The organism is Leifsonia sp. Leaf336 (genome assembly GCF_001423695.1).
Taxonomy (GTDB): Bacteria; Actinomycetota; Actinomycetes; order Actinomycetales; family Microbacteriaceae; genus Leifsonia.
The window spans coordinates 400,444-414,855 of sequence record NZ_LMOZ01000001.1 but is presented as its reverse complement, the minus strand read 5'-3'; the positions used below and the strand labels follow the sequence as shown (position 1 = coordinate 414,855).

The window sequence follows — 14,412 nt, the reverse complement described above, 5'->3', positions numbered from 1 at the left end:
GCCTCAATAGTGACGCAGTTCCCGGTGGCACGTCCCCGGCGCTCCGGGGACCGCAGCCAAGTCCTCCAGCCCCAGTTCGACCAGGGCGAGGCGCGCGCGCAGAACGGACGAGCGGGGATGTCCGGTCAGCTCCGCGAGTTGCGAATGGCTCAGAGTCGAGACCCCGCCGTCGGTGGCCCACGACGCCTCGACGAGGGCGACCGCGAGGACGACCTCCGGATCGATGTCCTTCAATGCCAGGACCTGCCGGGCATCCGCGCGCGTCAGAGCGCGACCGACCGCGGTGATCCACGCATCGCGGCCCAGGTAACGGGAGCCGGCCATGGGCCCTATCGCCTGCCGAACCGGAACAGGCGCGCGAGCCTCCCACCGCGCCGTCGCCGGGGGGCCGGCCGGTTCTGGTCGCCGGAGTCGTCGCCGCCGTCGGCCCTCTGGAGGCGCAGAAGTCCGACGAACTCGCAGCGCGTACAGCTCCACAGATGGCTGTGGACCGCCAGGCCCACACCGAAGTAGGGATTGGGGGCGATGCTCGCGCGGGCACCGCATCGCGGGCACGTCCTCGGCCACACAGGCCTCTCCGACTCAGCCATCGAACGTCGGCCGTCCGCTCCTGTGATGCATTCGCTTCCGCCTCGGGGATGGATCTCTGCCTGCGGCCGCAACAGCGGCGCAGGGTGCGGTGGCCCTCCCCACCCGAAGGGGAGGGCTACCGCGTCGTCGACCCGGGGACTCGACGACGCCTCCACGCTATGCGGGGTGGAACGGCGTCGATATCCGGTCCGCGCGGCTCACTGTCCATCGTGCGCGAGTGTCGGCGTCCGGATGCTCCCGGCCAGAGAAGCCCCTCAGCTGGCCCTCCGTCCGTTAGGGCACATACGATTAGGGCACATACAATCTGTGCATGCAGCCAGAGATCGAGATGTTCGGGAGCCGCCGCATCGCGTCGGCGCCCGGCGTCGAGGAGGCGCGCCACGTGCTCTCCCAGGTCTTCCTGCCGGTGGATTTCCCCGCCGCCACGTCGTCGAGCACGGTCGACCTGACCCTGAACGCGATGACGGTCGGCCGGATCACGTGCGGCTTCATGCGGTTTCGGGAGGCCGTGCGCATCGACACGGCCGAAGCCGCGAACTTCCACGTGGACATCCCCATGACCCGTCACGCGAAGATGCAAGCCTCCCTGTCGGCTCCGGTGTACGGCACGTCGCAGACGGCCGGAGTCTTCATGCCGGGAAGGCCGGTCACGCTCGACTGCAGCGAGCACTTCTCCCAGCTCGCGTTGATGATCCCCCGCGACGAGCTGCAGCTCGAACTGGAGCAGTTTCTCGGCGAACCCGTCACACGCCCGCTCGAATTCGCAGCCGAACTCGAGCTCACCGGCACCGGGGGGCAGTCGATCATGCAGACCATCCGCATGCTCGACAGCGCGGCCGCGCAGCCCGGCGGAGCGCTCTGCCATCCGCTGGCCGCGCAGCGGCTGGAGCAGACCCTCATCCAGAGCCTCCTGTTCGCTCAGCCGCACAACTACACGGCCGCGCTGGTCGCCCCGACGGCGGCGGCGGGCACCCGGCCCGTCGCGAAGGCGGTGGAGCTTCTGCGCAGCAGACCCGCTCATCCGTGGACCGTGGCCGAACTGGCGGCGGCGGTCTCGATGAGCGTCCGCAGCCTCCAGGAGGGGTTCCGCCGATCGCTGGACACCACGCCGATGGCGTATCTGCGCGGACTCAGGCTCGAGGAGGTCCACCAGGAGCTGGCCGCGGCCGACCCCGCCGCGGTCAGTGTGACGGAGGTCGCCACGCGCTGGGGGTTCGTGCACCTCGGCCGGTTCGCCGCCGCCTATTCACGTGCCTTCGGCGAGCGACCGTCGGCGACCCTCCGGCGCTAGCGCACGGGTCGTTTTCCGGACTGGACGAGCGCGGCACTGACCTCCGCGCGTGCGTCGAAGGCGCCGGCGTCCAGCGCCGCCTCCGCGACGCGGCGCCCTTCGGCGATGAGTCGCGGCACGTCCGACATCGCCCACTGGGCCATGCCCTCCATCTCGGGCTGCAGGAGGACGACCGACGGGTCGTTCTGGAGGTCGGCAGTGCGGCTGACGGTGCGCATCATGCGCACGTTCTCCCATTTCGCGTGCAGCCGGACCACGATCACACGGGAGGCGCCGAGCGCGCGAGCGGCGGCGACAGGCACGTTGTCGACCATTCCGCCGTCCGCGAGGCGGGCGCTGTCGCGCCGCACGTGCGGGAGCAGCCCGGGGATCGCGATCGTCGACCGCAGCGCGGCACTCAGCGGTCCGCTGTCGATCGTGACCGCCCGCCGCGTGCGCAGGTCGGTGGCGACGGCGCCGAACGTGCGCGGGAGGCTCTCCACGAGCGGGTCGGTGCCGAGGACGCGCAGCACGCTCTCCGTCACAGCGCGGGTGTCGAGCAGCCCCCAGCGCGGAGCGGCCGACCACCGCGCGATCGCGTTCCAGCGGAACGCCAAGGCGCCCCGCTCGATCGCGTCGGCCTCGAACCCCGCCGCATACGCTGCCCCGACGAGGGCGCCCGAACTGGTCCCGGTCACGATCCCGGGGTGCACGCCCCGTTCGGCGAGCACCTGGAGGACGCCCACGTGAGCCGCGCCGAACGCGCCTCCGCCGCTGAGCACGAGACCGAGTGTTCGATCGTCGGCCACGTCGCCCTCCCTCGTCTGCTGATCGGTCGAGAACGTAGACCTCACGGATGGGAGGCGACTGTGACTCGTGCCCTCGGACGCACTCCGATCTCGGCTCGATTCGCAGGTCAGGACGCGAAAGACTTACGGTGTGTCCGATACCGCAGACCCTGGCGCGTCCTCACCGGCGGCGATGAAACCGCCGCGGTGGAGTCAGCGCCGTCGAATCTCGATCGTCCTCGTCCTCAATCTCGCGCTGATCATCGGTCTGGTCGTCGCCGGATTGCTCGCACACTCGGTGAGCGTGCTCGCCGCGGCGGGAGACACCGTCGCCGATTGCTTCGCTCTCGTGCTCGGTCTGGTGGCCATCGCCCTTCGCGACCGCGATCCCGACCGACCGCACGCCCAGCGGCCGATCGCGATCGCCGCCCTCGTGAACGCCACGCTCCTTCTGATCGTGACCGCCACGGTGACTGTCGAGGCAGTGTCCAGACTCGTGGAAGGGTCCCCCAGTGTCGAGGGCCTCCCGATGGTTGTCGTCAGCGTGGCCACCGTCATCGTGATGCTGACCGGCGCGCTCGTGCTCGGCCGTTCGGCGGCAGGCGAGGACCTGCATATGCGATCCGTGCTGATCGACGCCGTCGCGGATGCAGCCGCGGCAGCGGCGGTCGCTGTGGCCGGGGCCATCATCCTGATCACCAACGGTCTCTTCTGGCTCGACCCCGTTCTCGCACTGGGGGTATCCGCTCTGATCGCGATCGCCGCCATTCAACTGGTCGTCAAGGCGATCTCCGCGCTCCGCGGGAAGCAGGTCGAGTTCGACGATTGACGGGTATGCCGATCCCTCCCCGAGTTCCGCCCGACCAGCCACCCTGCCGAGTTTCGCACGGGTGCAGGATGAGCACATGAAGCTGACGCTCGACCTTCACGACATCTACAACCGAGGCGGCGACATCGACCGCGCCCTGCGTGGGGTCATCGCGGAGGCCGTGGCGAAGAAGGCTCCGCTGGTCGAGATCATCCCGGGGAAGGGATCGGGCGCGCTGAAGAAGCGGGTGCTGCGCTTCCTGGACCTGCCGGAGATCAAGGCCCAGTATCACCGGGTCGAGAAGGACTCGAAGAACTTCGGCCGGGTGTTCGTGCACTTCCGGTGGAAGTAGGACTCGACCTAGCGCAGCACCCGGGGCCGCACGGGGACCTCCCTTACGGAACCAGGTACCCCGCCGCCCGGTACAGCTCGTACCACTCCGGCCGCGTCAGCGGCAGCTCGGAGCCGAGCGCCGCTGCGGCCACGCGCGACGGCGTCGTGGTGCCGAGCACGACCTGCATCCGGGCCGGGTGTCGCGTGATCCACGCGACGGCGATCGCCTCGGCGGGAACGCCGTACTTCTCGGCCAGGCGGTCCACGACCGCGTTGAGCTCGGGGTACCGCTCCGAGCCCAGGAACGGGCCGTCGAAGAAGCCCGCCTGGAACGGCGACCAGGCCTGCACGGTGATGTCGTGGAGGCGGCAGTAGTCGAGGATGCCCGAGTCGCGGCTGATCGACTGGTCCAGGGCCTGCATGTTGGAGGCCACGCCCTGGGCGATGATCGGCGCGTGCGTGATCGACAGCTGCAGCTGGTTGGCGACGAGCGGCTGGGTCACGTAGCGGCGCAGCAGCTCGATCTGGCCGGGCGTGTGGTTCGAGACCCCGAAGGCCCGCACCTTGCCGGAGTTCGACAGCTCGTCGAAGGCGCGCGCCACCTCCTCCGGCTCGACCAGGGCGTCGGGGCGGTGCAGCAGGAGGATGTCGAGATAGTCGGTGCCGAGCGCCTCCAGACTGCCGTTCACCGACTCTAGGATGTGCTCGGCCGAGAAGTCGAAGTACGGGCCGTCCGGCACGATGCCCGCTTTGGACTGGATGACGAACTCCGCGCGCTCGGAGGCGCTCAGCTTCATCGCCTCGGCGAACCGGCGCTCGCAGCCGTGCAGCGGGGAGCCGTAGACATCGGCATGGTCCAGGAAGTTGATGCCGGCGTCCCGGGCGGTCCGCACGAGCGTGCGCACCTCCTCGTCGGACTTGTCCTGGATGCGCATCAGGCCGAGCACCACATTGGGCGCGGTGATCTCAGTGCCGGGCAACGTGAAAATTCGCACGGGTCGTCCTCTCGGGGAGCGGTGGTGGCGCGCCTCGGACGGACGCGCCTCCCACGTTACGAAGGCGCCATTCGGAAGTCCAACAACTATTGGCTCTGCCAATGATGAGCCGGATCGATCAAACGGCCCGCGCTCTCCGCATCAGCCGCTGCAGCACCGGAAGCGCTCCGATATCGCCCGCACCGATCGAGCGCGGCACCGAGATCCCGGTCGACTTCTTCGACCAGGCGATGAGAGAATCAGCCCTTCTTGAGCTTGATCGTCGTGGTGGTGCCGAGAGCGCTGGCGGAGTAGCTGATGGTGTCGTCCTGGAAGGTGAACTCCTTCGTGGCGTCCTGCGACGCGAGCATGGCCGATGCCGTCGCCTCCTGATCGCGCGTCGAGGTCCACTTGTAGGGCGTCGACGCGTCGGTCGGCGCGGCGAAGGACCCGACCCAGTAGATCGACTTGGTGTCGCCGTTGTCGCTCACCCAGTTGATGGTGATGACGTCGCCGGAAATCTCGGCTTCCTGGTAGGAGTCGACGGCCGCCGAGTTCGTCTGTTTCCAGGTGCCCGTGAGGTCAGGAGCCTTGGAGGCCTCCTTGGTCGGCTCGGCGGACGAGCTGCTCTTCGAGTCCGAGGAGGACGCCGGGGCGGTGCCCGGGGCGGTGCTGCACGCGGTGAGGGCGAGGGCTGCTGTGATGGTGATTGCGAGCGCGAAAGGTGTGAGTTTGTTCATGATCAGATCCATAGTGGCAGCCCGCTGACGGATCCTCAGCACCCCAGTCCTGGGCACTCAGCCCATCGCGCCAGAACGTCAAGGCTGGCACTAGTGCTGCTGTAGTGAGTTGCTACATTCGGGGAATGAGCCACACCATGCCGATGCGGATGGACGGCGATGCCGCGAAAGCCGTTCGCGGAGTCTCCAGTGATATCCAGCGCGTGCTCGCGGGCGACGCGGCCTATGACGAGCTCGGTGAGCGCGGCCAGGCGGTGGTGCGTGCGATCTGGGACGAAAAGATGACCAACCGCCTGGCCCGGCTGGACCTCGCGACCGAGTTCACTCGAGAGAACCGGTCCTGGATCGAAGCCGACGAGCGGGGCAAGGCCGTGGTGCACGGCGAGAACTCCTCGCAGGCCCGAATTACCTCGGCAGGTCGACCTGTCCCGCGCCCGGCGCGCGGACCAGCACAGGCGGATTCACCCGCGCCGAAGTCCCGTCTCGATCCGGCATAGCCGCCGGCGAAGCCCCCTCCTATACTTGCGGCCGAACGGCAGTCACCGCTCTTTAAGGAGACCCGACATGACCGATGCAACATCCACTCCCGCCGACAAGTCAGGCGCTGATGACGGGGCCGTCAGCGTGGAGGCGGCGGGCATCAGCGACGGCGCCTACACGCTGATCGCCGCCGATTTCGCGGACACCGACATCGCACTGGAGGCGTACGAAGAACTCAAGAAGGTCGAGGACGGCGCGACGGTCAAGATCGACGGGGTCGTCGTCGTCAAACGCAACACGGACGGCAAGCTCGAAGTGCAGAAGGCCACTGATCACAGCACCCGCGAGGGCCTCGCCTGGGGCGCCGTGGGAGGCGCGGTCCTGGGCGTGCTGTTCCCGCCCTCCATCATCGGCAGCGCGCTCGTCGTCGGCGCAGGCGGCGGGATCTTCGGCAAGCTGCGAGAGCGCCACCACAAGAAGGAGCTGGCGAAGGAGCTCGAGGATGCGATCGACCCCGGACACTCCGGCATCATCGCACTCGTCTCCAACCCCGGCGAGGTCAAGATCCGCAAGGCGCTCGAGAAGGCCGACCGGATCGTCGAGAAGGCCGTCGACGATGCCGCCGCGGCGGACATCAAGGCCGCAGGCAAAGAATCGGACAGCGCGGCCGATTCACCCTCCGCCACCGCGAGCGACGACGCCGACAAGAAGTAGATCGGCAGCGCGGGGAGCCACTCGGCACTCCGGAACGGCACGGTCCCGCCGTGCCGTTCCTCTGCCGACCATCTGTCGGCGCTTTCAGCCTCCATCGCCGCGCCGGTCTTCGGCATCGTTCTGCTCGGCCTCCACCGCCCTGTGGATGTTGCCGTGGATGTGGTCGGTTCCGATGAGTTCGATCACACCTTCGCGTTCGAGGACCGCCCGCGGCCCCGGCTTCAGCCGGGTGAGACGGAGGTTGATGCCGGCCTCCCGGGCTAGCGTCACCACGTCCGCCATCGTGGCGGCGCCCTGCGAGTCGACGAAGTTGATCCCTCCACAATCGAGGACGATCCCGGTCAGGTCCGGATTGGCCTGGATGACCTCGCGGAGGTGGTCCTGCAGGGCGTCGGCGGTCGCGAAGAACAGGCCGGCGTCGAAGCGGACCACGGCCACGCCGGGCAGGATCTCGTCGCCCGGGTTCGTGTCGGCCTCCCGGAACACCTGTGTGCCCCGTTCTCGGCCCAGGGTCGGCATCTCCGGGTGGGTGGCCACGGCGACCAGCCAGGCCAGGGAGAGCCCGATCCCGATGATCACGCCGGCGAGCACCCCGAAGACCAGGGTCGAGAGGAGGGAGACGATCGCGATCCAGAAGTCGACCTTCTTCACGCGGAAGAGCCGTCGCAGCTCCGGCACGTCCATCATGCCGCTGACGACGGCCTCGATGATCAGCGCTCCCAGGACCGCCTTGGGCAGGATGGAGAACAGCGGCGCCAGCACCAGCAGCGTCAGCAGCACGGTGACGCCCGAGGTCAGCGACGCTATCCCGGTCTTGGCCCCGGTGCGGTCGTTCAGCGAGCTCGCCGACAGGCTCGTGGAGACGGGCATCCCCTGGAACAGCCCTGCACCGATATTGGCGAAGGACTGGGCGAACGACTCCTGGTTGATGTCGATCTCGTAGCGGTGCCTGGCCGCGAACGTACGCGCGTCGCCCGCCGTCTGCGAGAAGCCGATCATGACCAGCGCCACCGCGGCGAGCGCGACCGTGCCCGCGTGATCCCACAGCTGTTGGAGGTCCGGGACCTGCGGCAACGGCAGGCCGCGCGGCACCTCCCCGACCACCGCCACGCCTTTGGCCCCGAGGTCGAGCAGCGCCGACGCCAGCAGGCCGCCGACCACGAGCACCAGCGCCCCGGGGACCCGCGGAGCGACCACCCGCAGCCCGAAGACGACGACGAGCGAGATGACCCCCACGAGAACCGTCGTCGGGTGCGCTCCTCCCAGCGAGCCGATCCACGACCACAGCTCCTGGATCGGGTTGGCGCCGCTGGTCTCGGTCCCGGTGAGCTTGGGGAGCTCCCCGATCACGACGTCGATCGCCGCGCCGAAGAGAAAGCCGGTGACCACGGCTCGCGAGAGGAACTGCGCGATCCAGCCCATCCGGAAGACGGCGAGCAGCAGGAAGAGGATGCCGGACGCGAGTGTGATCCCCGCGACGAAGGAGGCGACGTCCTTCTCGCCGGTGATGTTCGCCGCGAGCACGGCGCTGGCCGCCACCGCCGCGAGCCCGGAACTGGGCCCCATCGAGATCTGCCGGCTGGTCCCGAAGATCGCGTAGATGATCGCGCCGGCGGCGGCCGCGTAGAGGCCGTTCTGCAACGGGACACCGGCGATGCCGGCGTAGCCCAGGTTCTTCGGGACGATGAGGGCCGCGACGGTGACCCCGGCGATCACGTCGCCCCGGAGCCACGCGCGCCGGTAGGAGCGGAGCTGGCCGACTATCGGGACCAGGTCCGGACGTCCACTGCGGGTCCGGGGCATGCGCTCGTCTTACCGCAAAGCCGAGCCGCCGAACCGTCAGGCCGCAGCCCCGAGCGCCTTGGCTTTGAGCGCCTCGAATTCCGCCGGCGTGATCGCTCCGCTGTCGAGGAGTTGCTTGCCCGCCTCGATCTCGGCCGCGGGCGAGCTGGTCCCCGCTACCGAGCGGACGTAGTCGTCCGACTGCGCTTGAGCCTGCCTCGCGCCGGCCATGCTGCGCTGCGCCATCCTCCCGCCGCGGGCGATCAGATAGATGAAGGCCGCCAGGAAGGGCACGACCACGAGGAACAGCACCCACAAGGCCTTCGCCCACCCATTGAGCTCCGGGTCGCGGAAGAGGTCGATGAAGACGCGGATGAAGATCGAGATGCAGACGACCACGAGGTAGAACCAGAAGGACCAGACGAGAAAATCCCAGAAAGTCATAGCGACCGCGCTCCTCCCGCGAGGCGAGGGATGCTTCGCATGGCCGAAAGGTACGACGCCGAGCGACCCCTTGGCTATACCGAATCGGGGCGTGAAACTGCCCCATTGCCAAGGCTCACTCGGCCGCTGCATCATGCGGATCACAGGAAGTCTCGCTCCACCTCACACGCAGGGAGTCGGCCATCATGGCTCAGACGCAGACACACGCCCCTCAGCAGCGGACCGGATGGGTCGGCTGGATCTACTTCGCCGGGGTCGTGCTCCTCATCGGAGCAGCGATCGACATCTTCTACGGCATCATGGCGATCGTCGGCCCGAACACCGCCTATTTCGTCGGGCCGAACGGCGGCGCGGCGAAATTCGACGTGGCCGGGTGGGGCTGGTGGTCTCTGATCATCGGAGTCCTGCTCGCGGTCGCGGCGTTCTTCCTCCTCACCGGGAGGACCTGGGCACGGGTGGTCGTCGTCGCACTCGCGGCGGTCAATGCGGTCAGCCATTTGCTGTCGCTGCCCGCACAGCCCTGGTGGTCGCTCGTGATGGTAGCGCTGGACATCCTCGTGATCTTCGCTGTTACCGTTCACGGCCGAGAGGTCCGTTCCTGAGCGGACACGCTCTCGCTTACATGAGCGCCCCGACGCGGAGAGCGTTCGCGATGACGGTCAGTGCGGGGTTGAAGCCGCCGTTCGTCACGTGGAGCGACGCGTCGGCGACGTAGACGTTGCGGGTGCCCCAGAGCCGTCCCGTCGGGTCGCACGCGCCGTCCGCGGGGTCGGCGGAGAGGCGCGCCGTGCCCGCGGAGTGCTCTTGGCCCTGGACGGCGATCGGCAGCTCACGCGTGACGATGTCGCGACCGCCGGCGGCCTCCAGCCAGTCCGAGCAGTGCCGGGCCATCTCGGCCACGTTCGCTTTCGTGGCTTCGTGGGCCGTTCCCCGCAGCCGCGCGGCGGGCATCCCACGCCGGTCGGTCACGACCGGGTCGAGGCTCACACGCGTCTGCTCGTGCGGGATCTCCTGGACCATCGACATCGTCCCGACGAGGTTCGGGGTGTCGCGCATCCAGGCCTTGTGAGCATGGCCGAACGGCTCCGCGGCCAGCTGCCGCCCGGCCTGAGCTTTGTCGTACGGGAACTGCAGGGCGGCGTCGAAGATGACGCCTCCTCCCCACCCGTTCGGGTCGTGATGCACGAAGTCGACGGTTGCGACGGAGTGCCCGGGCCCGACGGTCTCCTTGATGTCCGGTGCGGTGCCCGCCATGGCGAGGGCGACGCCATGCGTCATGTGGTTGCGGCCGACCCACTCGTTGCCGAGGCCCGAGGCCAGCAGCAGCCGGGCGGTCTCGATGGTTCCCGCCGCGACGATGATCCGATCGGCGCGTGCACGGAACTCGCGTTCGCCGTCCGGGCCGGCGACCACCCCGACCACCCCAGAAGCGGTCCCGCCTCCATCGTGCTGTATCGATGTGACCTGGGCGCCGAGCAGGAGGTCCGTCCGTCCCGTCGCGAGCGCGCGCGGGACGAAGGTGTTCTGCGCTCCGTTCTTCGCGTCGACGGGGCAGGCGTGGCCGATGCACTGCGGACACCTCACGCAGGCCTGCCTCCCGGCCCGATCGACGGTGTTGATCGCGAACGGGATCGGGGAGGCCGAGATTCCGAGTCGCCCGGCCGCCGACGTGAACGTGTCGCGGGTGCGGTCGCCCGGCATCGCCGGCATGGGATAGCCCCGGCGACGGCGGGTCGCGCGACCGACCGCGCTATCGGCGTCGCCCGCAACGCCGAGCTCCCACTCCGCGCGCTCGTAGTACGGCTCCAACTCCTCGTAGCCGAACGGCCAGTCGGCCAGGGTGCTCCCTGCAGGGACGCCGTATGTGGAGGCCATCCGGAAGTCCTGCTCCCAGAACCGCCACGACATCCCCTGCCAGACGCGGGTGCCGCCGCCGAGGACCATCGCGTTCAAGCCGTACGCGAGGGAATCGCCCTCCCCGCGCAGCACTTCCGCACTGCCGTCGGCGTGCTCGAGCACGCGCGGATTGCCGGCGTGCGGCCCCACACGCACGTCGTAGAGACCGGTCCGCTTGCCCTGCAGGTGGTTGCCGCGGAGGTCGCCGTTGCGAATCGGCCGGGCGCGTTCGATCAGGAGGACGTGCCTGCCGCGTTCGGAGAGCTCGGCGGCCACGGCCCCTCCGCCGGCGCCGGCTCCGACGACGATCACGTCGTAGTGGTCGGCGAGCGCACCGGCGTCGATGCCTGCGGGATCGGCGGCCTCCACGGCTTCGACCCCATCGGGGACCGCGGCGTAGCCGACCATCCGCCAGCCCGCCGGCTCGCGCGTTCCCGCGTAGTAGCCCTGCAAGGCGACCGTGATCAGTGCGTCCATCGAACCGGCCGCTACCGGGTCCACCACGAGCGACGCGACGACGGCGGACTGCTCGGCGGCACCGAGCGCGGCAAAGGGGCGCCCATACGCGGCGGACGCGGCGTGCTCCGCCAGCATCGCCGCCCGGGCGAGCGGCGCCTCGCTCCACGAGAGGAGGTCGGCGTGGTGCTCCTGCAGCAGTCGCCCGACCCCTCCGTCCCACGCTCCCGGCCACTCGTCGGCCGGCACGACCGTCTCGAAGAGCGCACGCAGCGTCGGCTCATCCACCCAGGTCACCTGCTCGCCATCGACCATGTGCCGTCCCTCCGAAGTTCGACCGCCGACGTCGGCGACTCACACGAAATGTATACGAGCGCCTCGATGATGTTGCGGTCACGGTCGTTCCAGGTAATGGCAGAGCCTCCCTCGCCGGATGATCCCGGCGTAGCGTCGAAGCCATGAGCAACGCCGATGACGTGCGGGAGTTCCTCACCTCCCGCCGCGCAAAGATCACCCCGGAGCAGGCCGGACTACCCGCCTACGGCGGCAACCGCCGCGTGGCGGGGCTGCGCCGCGAGGAGGTCGCGATGCTCGCCGGTCTCAGCGTCGACTACTACACCCGCCTGGAACGAGGCAATCTCTCCGGCGCCTCCGACAGCGTGCTCGAAGCGCTCGCCCGCGCCCTGCAGCTCGACGACGCCGAGACCTCCCATCTGTACGACCTCGCCCGGGCGGCCGATGTCGCCCCTCGCATCCGGCGCAAGCGCAGCCCGAAGACCGTGCGGCCCAGCCTGCAACGCGTCATCGACGCCATCGAGACCGCCCCCGCCTGGATCCGCAACGACCGCGGCGACGTCCTCGCCGCCAACCAGCTCGCACGCGCCCTCTACCTCGACCTGATGGCCGAGGAGGTCAAGCCGCCCAACAACTCCCGCTTCACCTTCCTCAACCCGAAGGCACGGGACTTCTACTCGAACTGGGAGCAGGCCGCCGACGACATCGTCGCGATCCTGCGCCAGGCCGCCGGCCGCAATCCGTACGACAAGGACCTCACCGACCTCGTCGGCGAGCTCTCCACCCGCAGCGAGGAGTTCCGGACCCGCTGGGCGCGGCACGACGTGCGCCACCACCGCACCGGCCGCAAGCGCATCCACCACTCCATCGTCGGCGACCTCGACCTCGCGTTCGAAGCCCTCGAACTCCCGGGCGAACCGGGTCTGCGCATCAACGTCTACACCGCCGACCCGGGGACCCCGTCCGAGGACGCCCTCACGCTGCTCGCCAGCTGGGCCGCCACCCAGGAGCAGCAGGACGCCGCACACGTGACCGGGACCGAGAGCGCCGACGAAATCACCCTGGAGAAGAAATGACCAGCCGCCCCGAAACCGTCCTGATCGTCGGCGCCACCGGCAGCATCGGCCGCCACGTCGTCACCGAAGCCCGCCGCCAGGGCTACCGCGTGCGAGCGCTCGTCCGGAATCCCGACCGCAGCCGCGGCCTCCCCGACGACATCGAACTGGTCGTCGGCGACCTGACCGAACCCGACACCCTTCCCGCAGCTGTCGACGGCGTCGACGCGATCGTCTTCGTGCACGGCACCACCACCAGTGAGCGGGATGTCCGGGACGTCGACTACGGCGGCGTCGCCAACATCCTCAAGGCGCTCGACGGGCGCCGCGTCCGGATCGCCCTGATGACCGCGATCGGAACCACCCGGCCCGGCGTCTCCTACGCCGAATGGAAGCTCCGCGGCGAGCGCCTGGTGCGCGCCAGCGGCAACGCGTACACGATCGTCCGGCCCGGCTGGTTCGACTACAACGACGACGACCAGCGCACCATCGTCATGCTGCAAGGCGACACCCGCCAGTCCGGCACGCCCCGCGACGGTGTCATCGCCCGCGACGAGATCGCCCGCGTCCTCATCGACGCGCTCGGGTCGGAGGCCGCCGACCACAAGACTTTCGAGCTGGTCGCAGAGAATGGTCCAGAGCAGGACGACCTCACCCCGGTGTTCGCGGCGCTCGCAACCGATAGCCGCGCCTCCCTCGACGGCGCGGAGGACGCCTCCGTGCTGCCCCTCGACCGCGAACCCGAGAGCTTCCGCCGCGACCTCGACTCCATCCGAAGCCGCTGATTCGCACCTCCACGAGCCGTCGATCCACACGCCGCCGGTGACGTCTCTTGCGGCTTCTTACCCGTCGGCGGCCTGAGAAGGAACGTCCTGAGTGGCTCTCGACCTACCCTGCTCTGTGGTGTCCTCCTGCTCGCGGGTGGCCTCCCAGCTGGCGAGAATCCGGAGGGCGTCGGCGGTGGGTGTGCCGGGTTCTGCCATGTACACGTTCAAGCTCCAGCCAGGGTGGTCGGGAAGCTCGGTGCCTTCGAAGAGGAACTCCAGGTCTCCGACGACGGGGTGCAGGAAGCGCTTGACGCCGGTGACGTGGCGGCGCACGTTGTGGTCGCCCCACTTCCTCCGGAACTCTTCGCTTCGGGTGGAGAGCTCGCCGATCAAGTCCTGCATGTCCCGGTCGTAGGGGTCACGGCCGGCTTCGGTGCGCAAGATCGCGACGATCATGTCGGCGGCGAGGTCCCAGTCCGGGTAGAACCGCTCCGCGCTCTCACGGTGCAGGAACGCGAATCGGGCCAGGTTGACCGGCCGCTCGCGCAGGGCGCTGTAGGCCTCGACGTGAACGGCTCGTGCCAGGAGATTCGTGGCCAGGATGTCCATCCGGCCGTTGCGGATCAGCGCGGGGCCGCCGGTCACGGCGTCGAGCATCAGCTGGAGACCCGGTCGGATGGTCGCTGAACGAGAACTGCTGCGCGGCCGGCGCACCGTCGATGCGTTCGCCGTCCGAGCGAGGTCGAAGAGGTGCCGGCGCTCGGCCTCGTCCAGCAGCAACGCGGTCGCGATGGCGTTCAGGACGGCCTCGGAGACACCGCTGAGGTTCCCGCGCTCCAGCCGCGAGTAGTACTCGACGCTGACCCCCGCGAGCAGTGCCACCTCCGTACGGCGGAGGCCCGGCACGCGACGGTTCGGGCCACCCGGCAGGTCGACCTGCTCCGGCCGCACCTTCGCGCGTCGGGTCGTGAGGAACTCACGGACGTCGTCGCTGTTCTCCGCACTCATGACCTCCCTCCC

Annotated in this window: 16 protein-coding genes; 8 read left to right on the top strand and 8 right to left on the bottom strand. The window is 69.2% G+C overall.

Translation table 11 applies throughout. The features are described 5' to 3' along the window. Positions 1-3: 3 nt before the first annotated feature. Positions 4-324, bottom strand: coding sequence for a hypothetical protein (locus ASF88_RS01950; RefSeq protein WP_055913495.1), 321 nt, complete (start codon positions 322-324; stop codon positions 4-6). Between the two features lie 577 nt (positions 325-901). Between ASF88_RS01950 and ASF88_RS01945 the strand changes: the two genes are divergently transcribed. Continuing rightward, positions 902-1,882, top strand: a complete 981-nt coding sequence (locus ASF88_RS01945) for a helix-turn-helix domain-containing protein (RefSeq protein WP_055913492.1) — start codon at positions 902-904, stop codon at positions 1,880-1,882. On the opposite strand, the gene ASF88_RS01940 is transcribed toward ASF88_RS01945, so the two are convergent. Next, positions 1,879-2,670 carry a patatin-like phospholipase family protein gene (locus tag ASF88_RS01940; protein ID WP_055913489.1) on the bottom strand — a complete coding sequence of 264 codons (792 nt, stop codon included), beginning with the start codon at positions 2,668-2,670 and terminating at the stop codon, positions 1,879-1,881. The two genes, ASF88_RS01945 and ASF88_RS01940, sit on opposite strands and share 4 nt — an antisense overlap. 130 nt (positions 2,671-2,800) lie before the next feature. On the opposite strand from ASF88_RS01940, the gene ASF88_RS01935 reads away from it, so the two are divergent. Both ASF88_RS01935 and ASF88_RS01930 read left to right on the top strand, forming a co-directional pair. Continuing rightward, entirely contained in the window at positions 2,801-3,478 is a 678-nt protein-coding gene (locus ASF88_RS01935) for a cation diffusion facilitator family transporter (protein WP_157498159.1), read from the top strand. Between the two features lie 76 nt (positions 3,479-3,554). Next, entirely contained in the window at positions 3,555-3,809 is a 255-nt protein-coding gene (locus ASF88_RS01930) for a Smr/MutS family protein (RefSeq protein WP_055913482.1), read from the top strand. A gap of 43 nt (positions 3,810-3,852) precedes the next feature. Here the strand turns inward: ASF88_RS01930 and ASF88_RS01925 are convergent, their stop codons facing one another. Further along, positions 3,853-4,785 (bottom strand): aldo/keto reductase, encoded by a 933-nt coding sequence (locus tag ASF88_RS01925; protein ID WP_055913479.1) that lies wholly within the window; start codon positions 4,783-4,785, stop codon positions 3,853-3,855. Positions 4,786-5,024: 239 nt separating this feature from the next. Further along, positions 5,025-5,504: a hypothetical protein gene (locus ASF88_RS01920; RefSeq protein WP_235493238.1), complete on the bottom strand. Its 480-nt coding sequence runs from the start codon at positions 5,502-5,504 to the stop codon at positions 5,025-5,027. Positions 5,505-5,629: 125 nt separating this feature from the next. On the opposite strand from ASF88_RS01920, the gene ASF88_RS01915 reads away from it, so the two are divergent. Together ASF88_RS01915 and ASF88_RS01910 are read left to right on the top strand one after the other, a co-directional pair. Continuing rightward, entirely contained in the window at positions 5,630-6,001 is a 372-nt protein-coding gene (locus ASF88_RS01915; protein WP_200935217.1) for a hypothetical protein, read from the top strand. Between the two features lie 67 nt (positions 6,002-6,068). After that, complete coding sequence (locus ASF88_RS01910) at positions 6,069-6,698, top strand: DUF1269 domain-containing protein (protein WP_055913469.1); 630 nt, start codon at positions 6,069-6,071, stop codon at positions 6,696-6,698. Positions 6,699-6,782: 84 nt separating this feature from the next. Here ASF88_RS01910 and ASF88_RS01905 read toward each other — a convergent pair whose 3' ends face one another. Together ASF88_RS01905 and ASF88_RS01900 are read right to left on the bottom strand one after the other, a co-directional pair. Further along, positions 6,783-8,501, bottom strand: coding sequence for a SulP family inorganic anion transporter (locus ASF88_RS01905; RefSeq protein WP_055913466.1), 1,719 nt, complete (start codon positions 8,499-8,501; stop codon positions 6,783-6,785). 36 nt (positions 8,502-8,537) lie between these two features. After that, the gene (locus tag ASF88_RS01900) at positions 8,538-8,924 is read right to left on the bottom strand and encodes an SHOCT domain-containing protein (RefSeq protein ID WP_055913463.1); all 387 of its coding nucleotides are present in this window, start codon (positions 8,922-8,924) and stop codon (positions 8,538-8,540) included. A 185-nt stretch (positions 8,925-9,109) separates the two neighbouring features. Between ASF88_RS01900 and ASF88_RS01895 the strand changes: the two genes are divergently transcribed. Next, entirely contained in the window at positions 9,110-9,526 is a 417-nt protein-coding gene (locus tag ASF88_RS01895; protein WP_055913460.1) for a DUF7144 family membrane protein, read from the top strand. Between the two features lie 16 nt (positions 9,527-9,542). On the opposite strand, the gene ASF88_RS01890 is transcribed toward ASF88_RS01895, so the two are convergent. Further along, a complete protein-coding gene (locus tag ASF88_RS01890) occupies positions 9,543-11,591 on the bottom strand; it encodes a GMC family oxidoreductase (protein ID WP_082518693.1) in 2,049 nt (682 codons plus the stop codon). 143 nt (positions 11,592-11,734) lie between these two features. On the opposite strand from ASF88_RS01890, the gene ASF88_RS01885 reads away from it, so the two are divergent. Both ASF88_RS01885 and ASF88_RS01880 read left to right on the top strand, forming a co-directional pair. Next, on the top strand, positions 11,735-12,646 hold the full coding sequence (locus ASF88_RS01885; protein WP_055913452.1) for a helix-turn-helix transcriptional regulator: 912 nt from the start codon (positions 11,735-11,737) through the stop codon (positions 12,644-12,646). Continuing rightward, positions 12,643-13,410, top strand: a complete 768-nt coding sequence (locus ASF88_RS01880) for an SDR family oxidoreductase (protein WP_055913449.1) — start codon at positions 12,643-12,645, stop codon at positions 13,408-13,410. Before ASF88_RS01885 ends, ASF88_RS01880 begins: the two co-directional genes overlap by 4 nt. 57 nt (positions 13,411-13,467) lie before the next feature. Here ASF88_RS01880 and ASF88_RS01875 read toward each other — a convergent pair whose 3' ends face one another. Beyond that, entirely contained in the window at positions 13,468-14,400 is a 933-nt protein-coding gene (locus tag ASF88_RS01875) for a helix-turn-helix domain-containing protein (protein WP_055913446.1), read from the bottom strand. Between the last annotated feature and the right edge of the window lie 12 nt (positions 14,401-14,412).

Coding starts and splice junctions, on each gene's coding strand:
- ASF88_RS01950 (WP_055913495.1), bottom strand. CDS start 324: ATGGCCGGCTCCCGTTACCTGGGCCGCGATGCGTGGATCACCGCGGTC.
- ASF88_RS01945 (WP_055913492.1), top strand. CDS start 902: ATGCAGCCAGAGATCGAGATGTTCGGGAGCCGCCGCATCGCGTCGGCG.
- ASF88_RS01930 (WP_055913482.1), top strand. CDS start 3,555: ATGAAGCTGACGCTCGACCTTCACGACATCTACAACCGAGGCGGCGAC.
- ASF88_RS01920 (WP_235493238.1), bottom strand. CDS start 5,504: ATGAACAAACTCACACCTTTCGCGCTCGCAATCACCATCACAGCAGCC.
- ASF88_RS01915 (WP_200935217.1), top strand. CDS start 5,630: ATGAGCCACACCATGCCGATGCGGATGGACGGCGATGCCGCGAAAGCC.
- ASF88_RS01910 (WP_055913469.1), top strand. CDS start 6,069: ATGACCGATGCAACATCCACTCCCGCCGACAAGTCAGGCGCTGATGAC.
- ASF88_RS01905 (WP_055913466.1), bottom strand. CDS start 8,501: ATGCCCCGGACCCGCAGTGGACGTCCGGACCTGGTCCCGATAGTCGGC.
- ASF88_RS01900 (WP_055913463.1), bottom strand. CDS start 8,924: ATGACTTTCTGGGATTTTCTCGTCTGGTCCTTCTGGTTCTACCTCGTG.
- ASF88_RS01895 (WP_055913460.1), top strand. CDS start 9,110: ATGGCTCAGACGCAGACACACGCCCCTCAGCAGCGGACCGGATGGGTC.
- ASF88_RS01890 (WP_082518693.1), bottom strand. CDS start 11,591: ATGGTCGATGGCGAGCAGGTGACCTGGGTGGATGAGCCGACGCTGCGT.
- ASF88_RS01885 (WP_055913452.1), top strand. CDS start 11,735: ATGAGCAACGCCGATGACGTGCGGGAGTTCCTCACCTCCCGCCGCGCA.
- ASF88_RS01880 (WP_055913449.1), top strand. CDS start 12,643: ATGACCAGCCGCCCCGAAACCGTCCTGATCGTCGGCGCCACCGGCAGC.
- ASF88_RS01875 (WP_055913446.1), bottom strand. CDS start 14,400: ATGAGTGCGGAGAACAGCGACGACGTCCGTGAGTTCCTCACGACCCGA.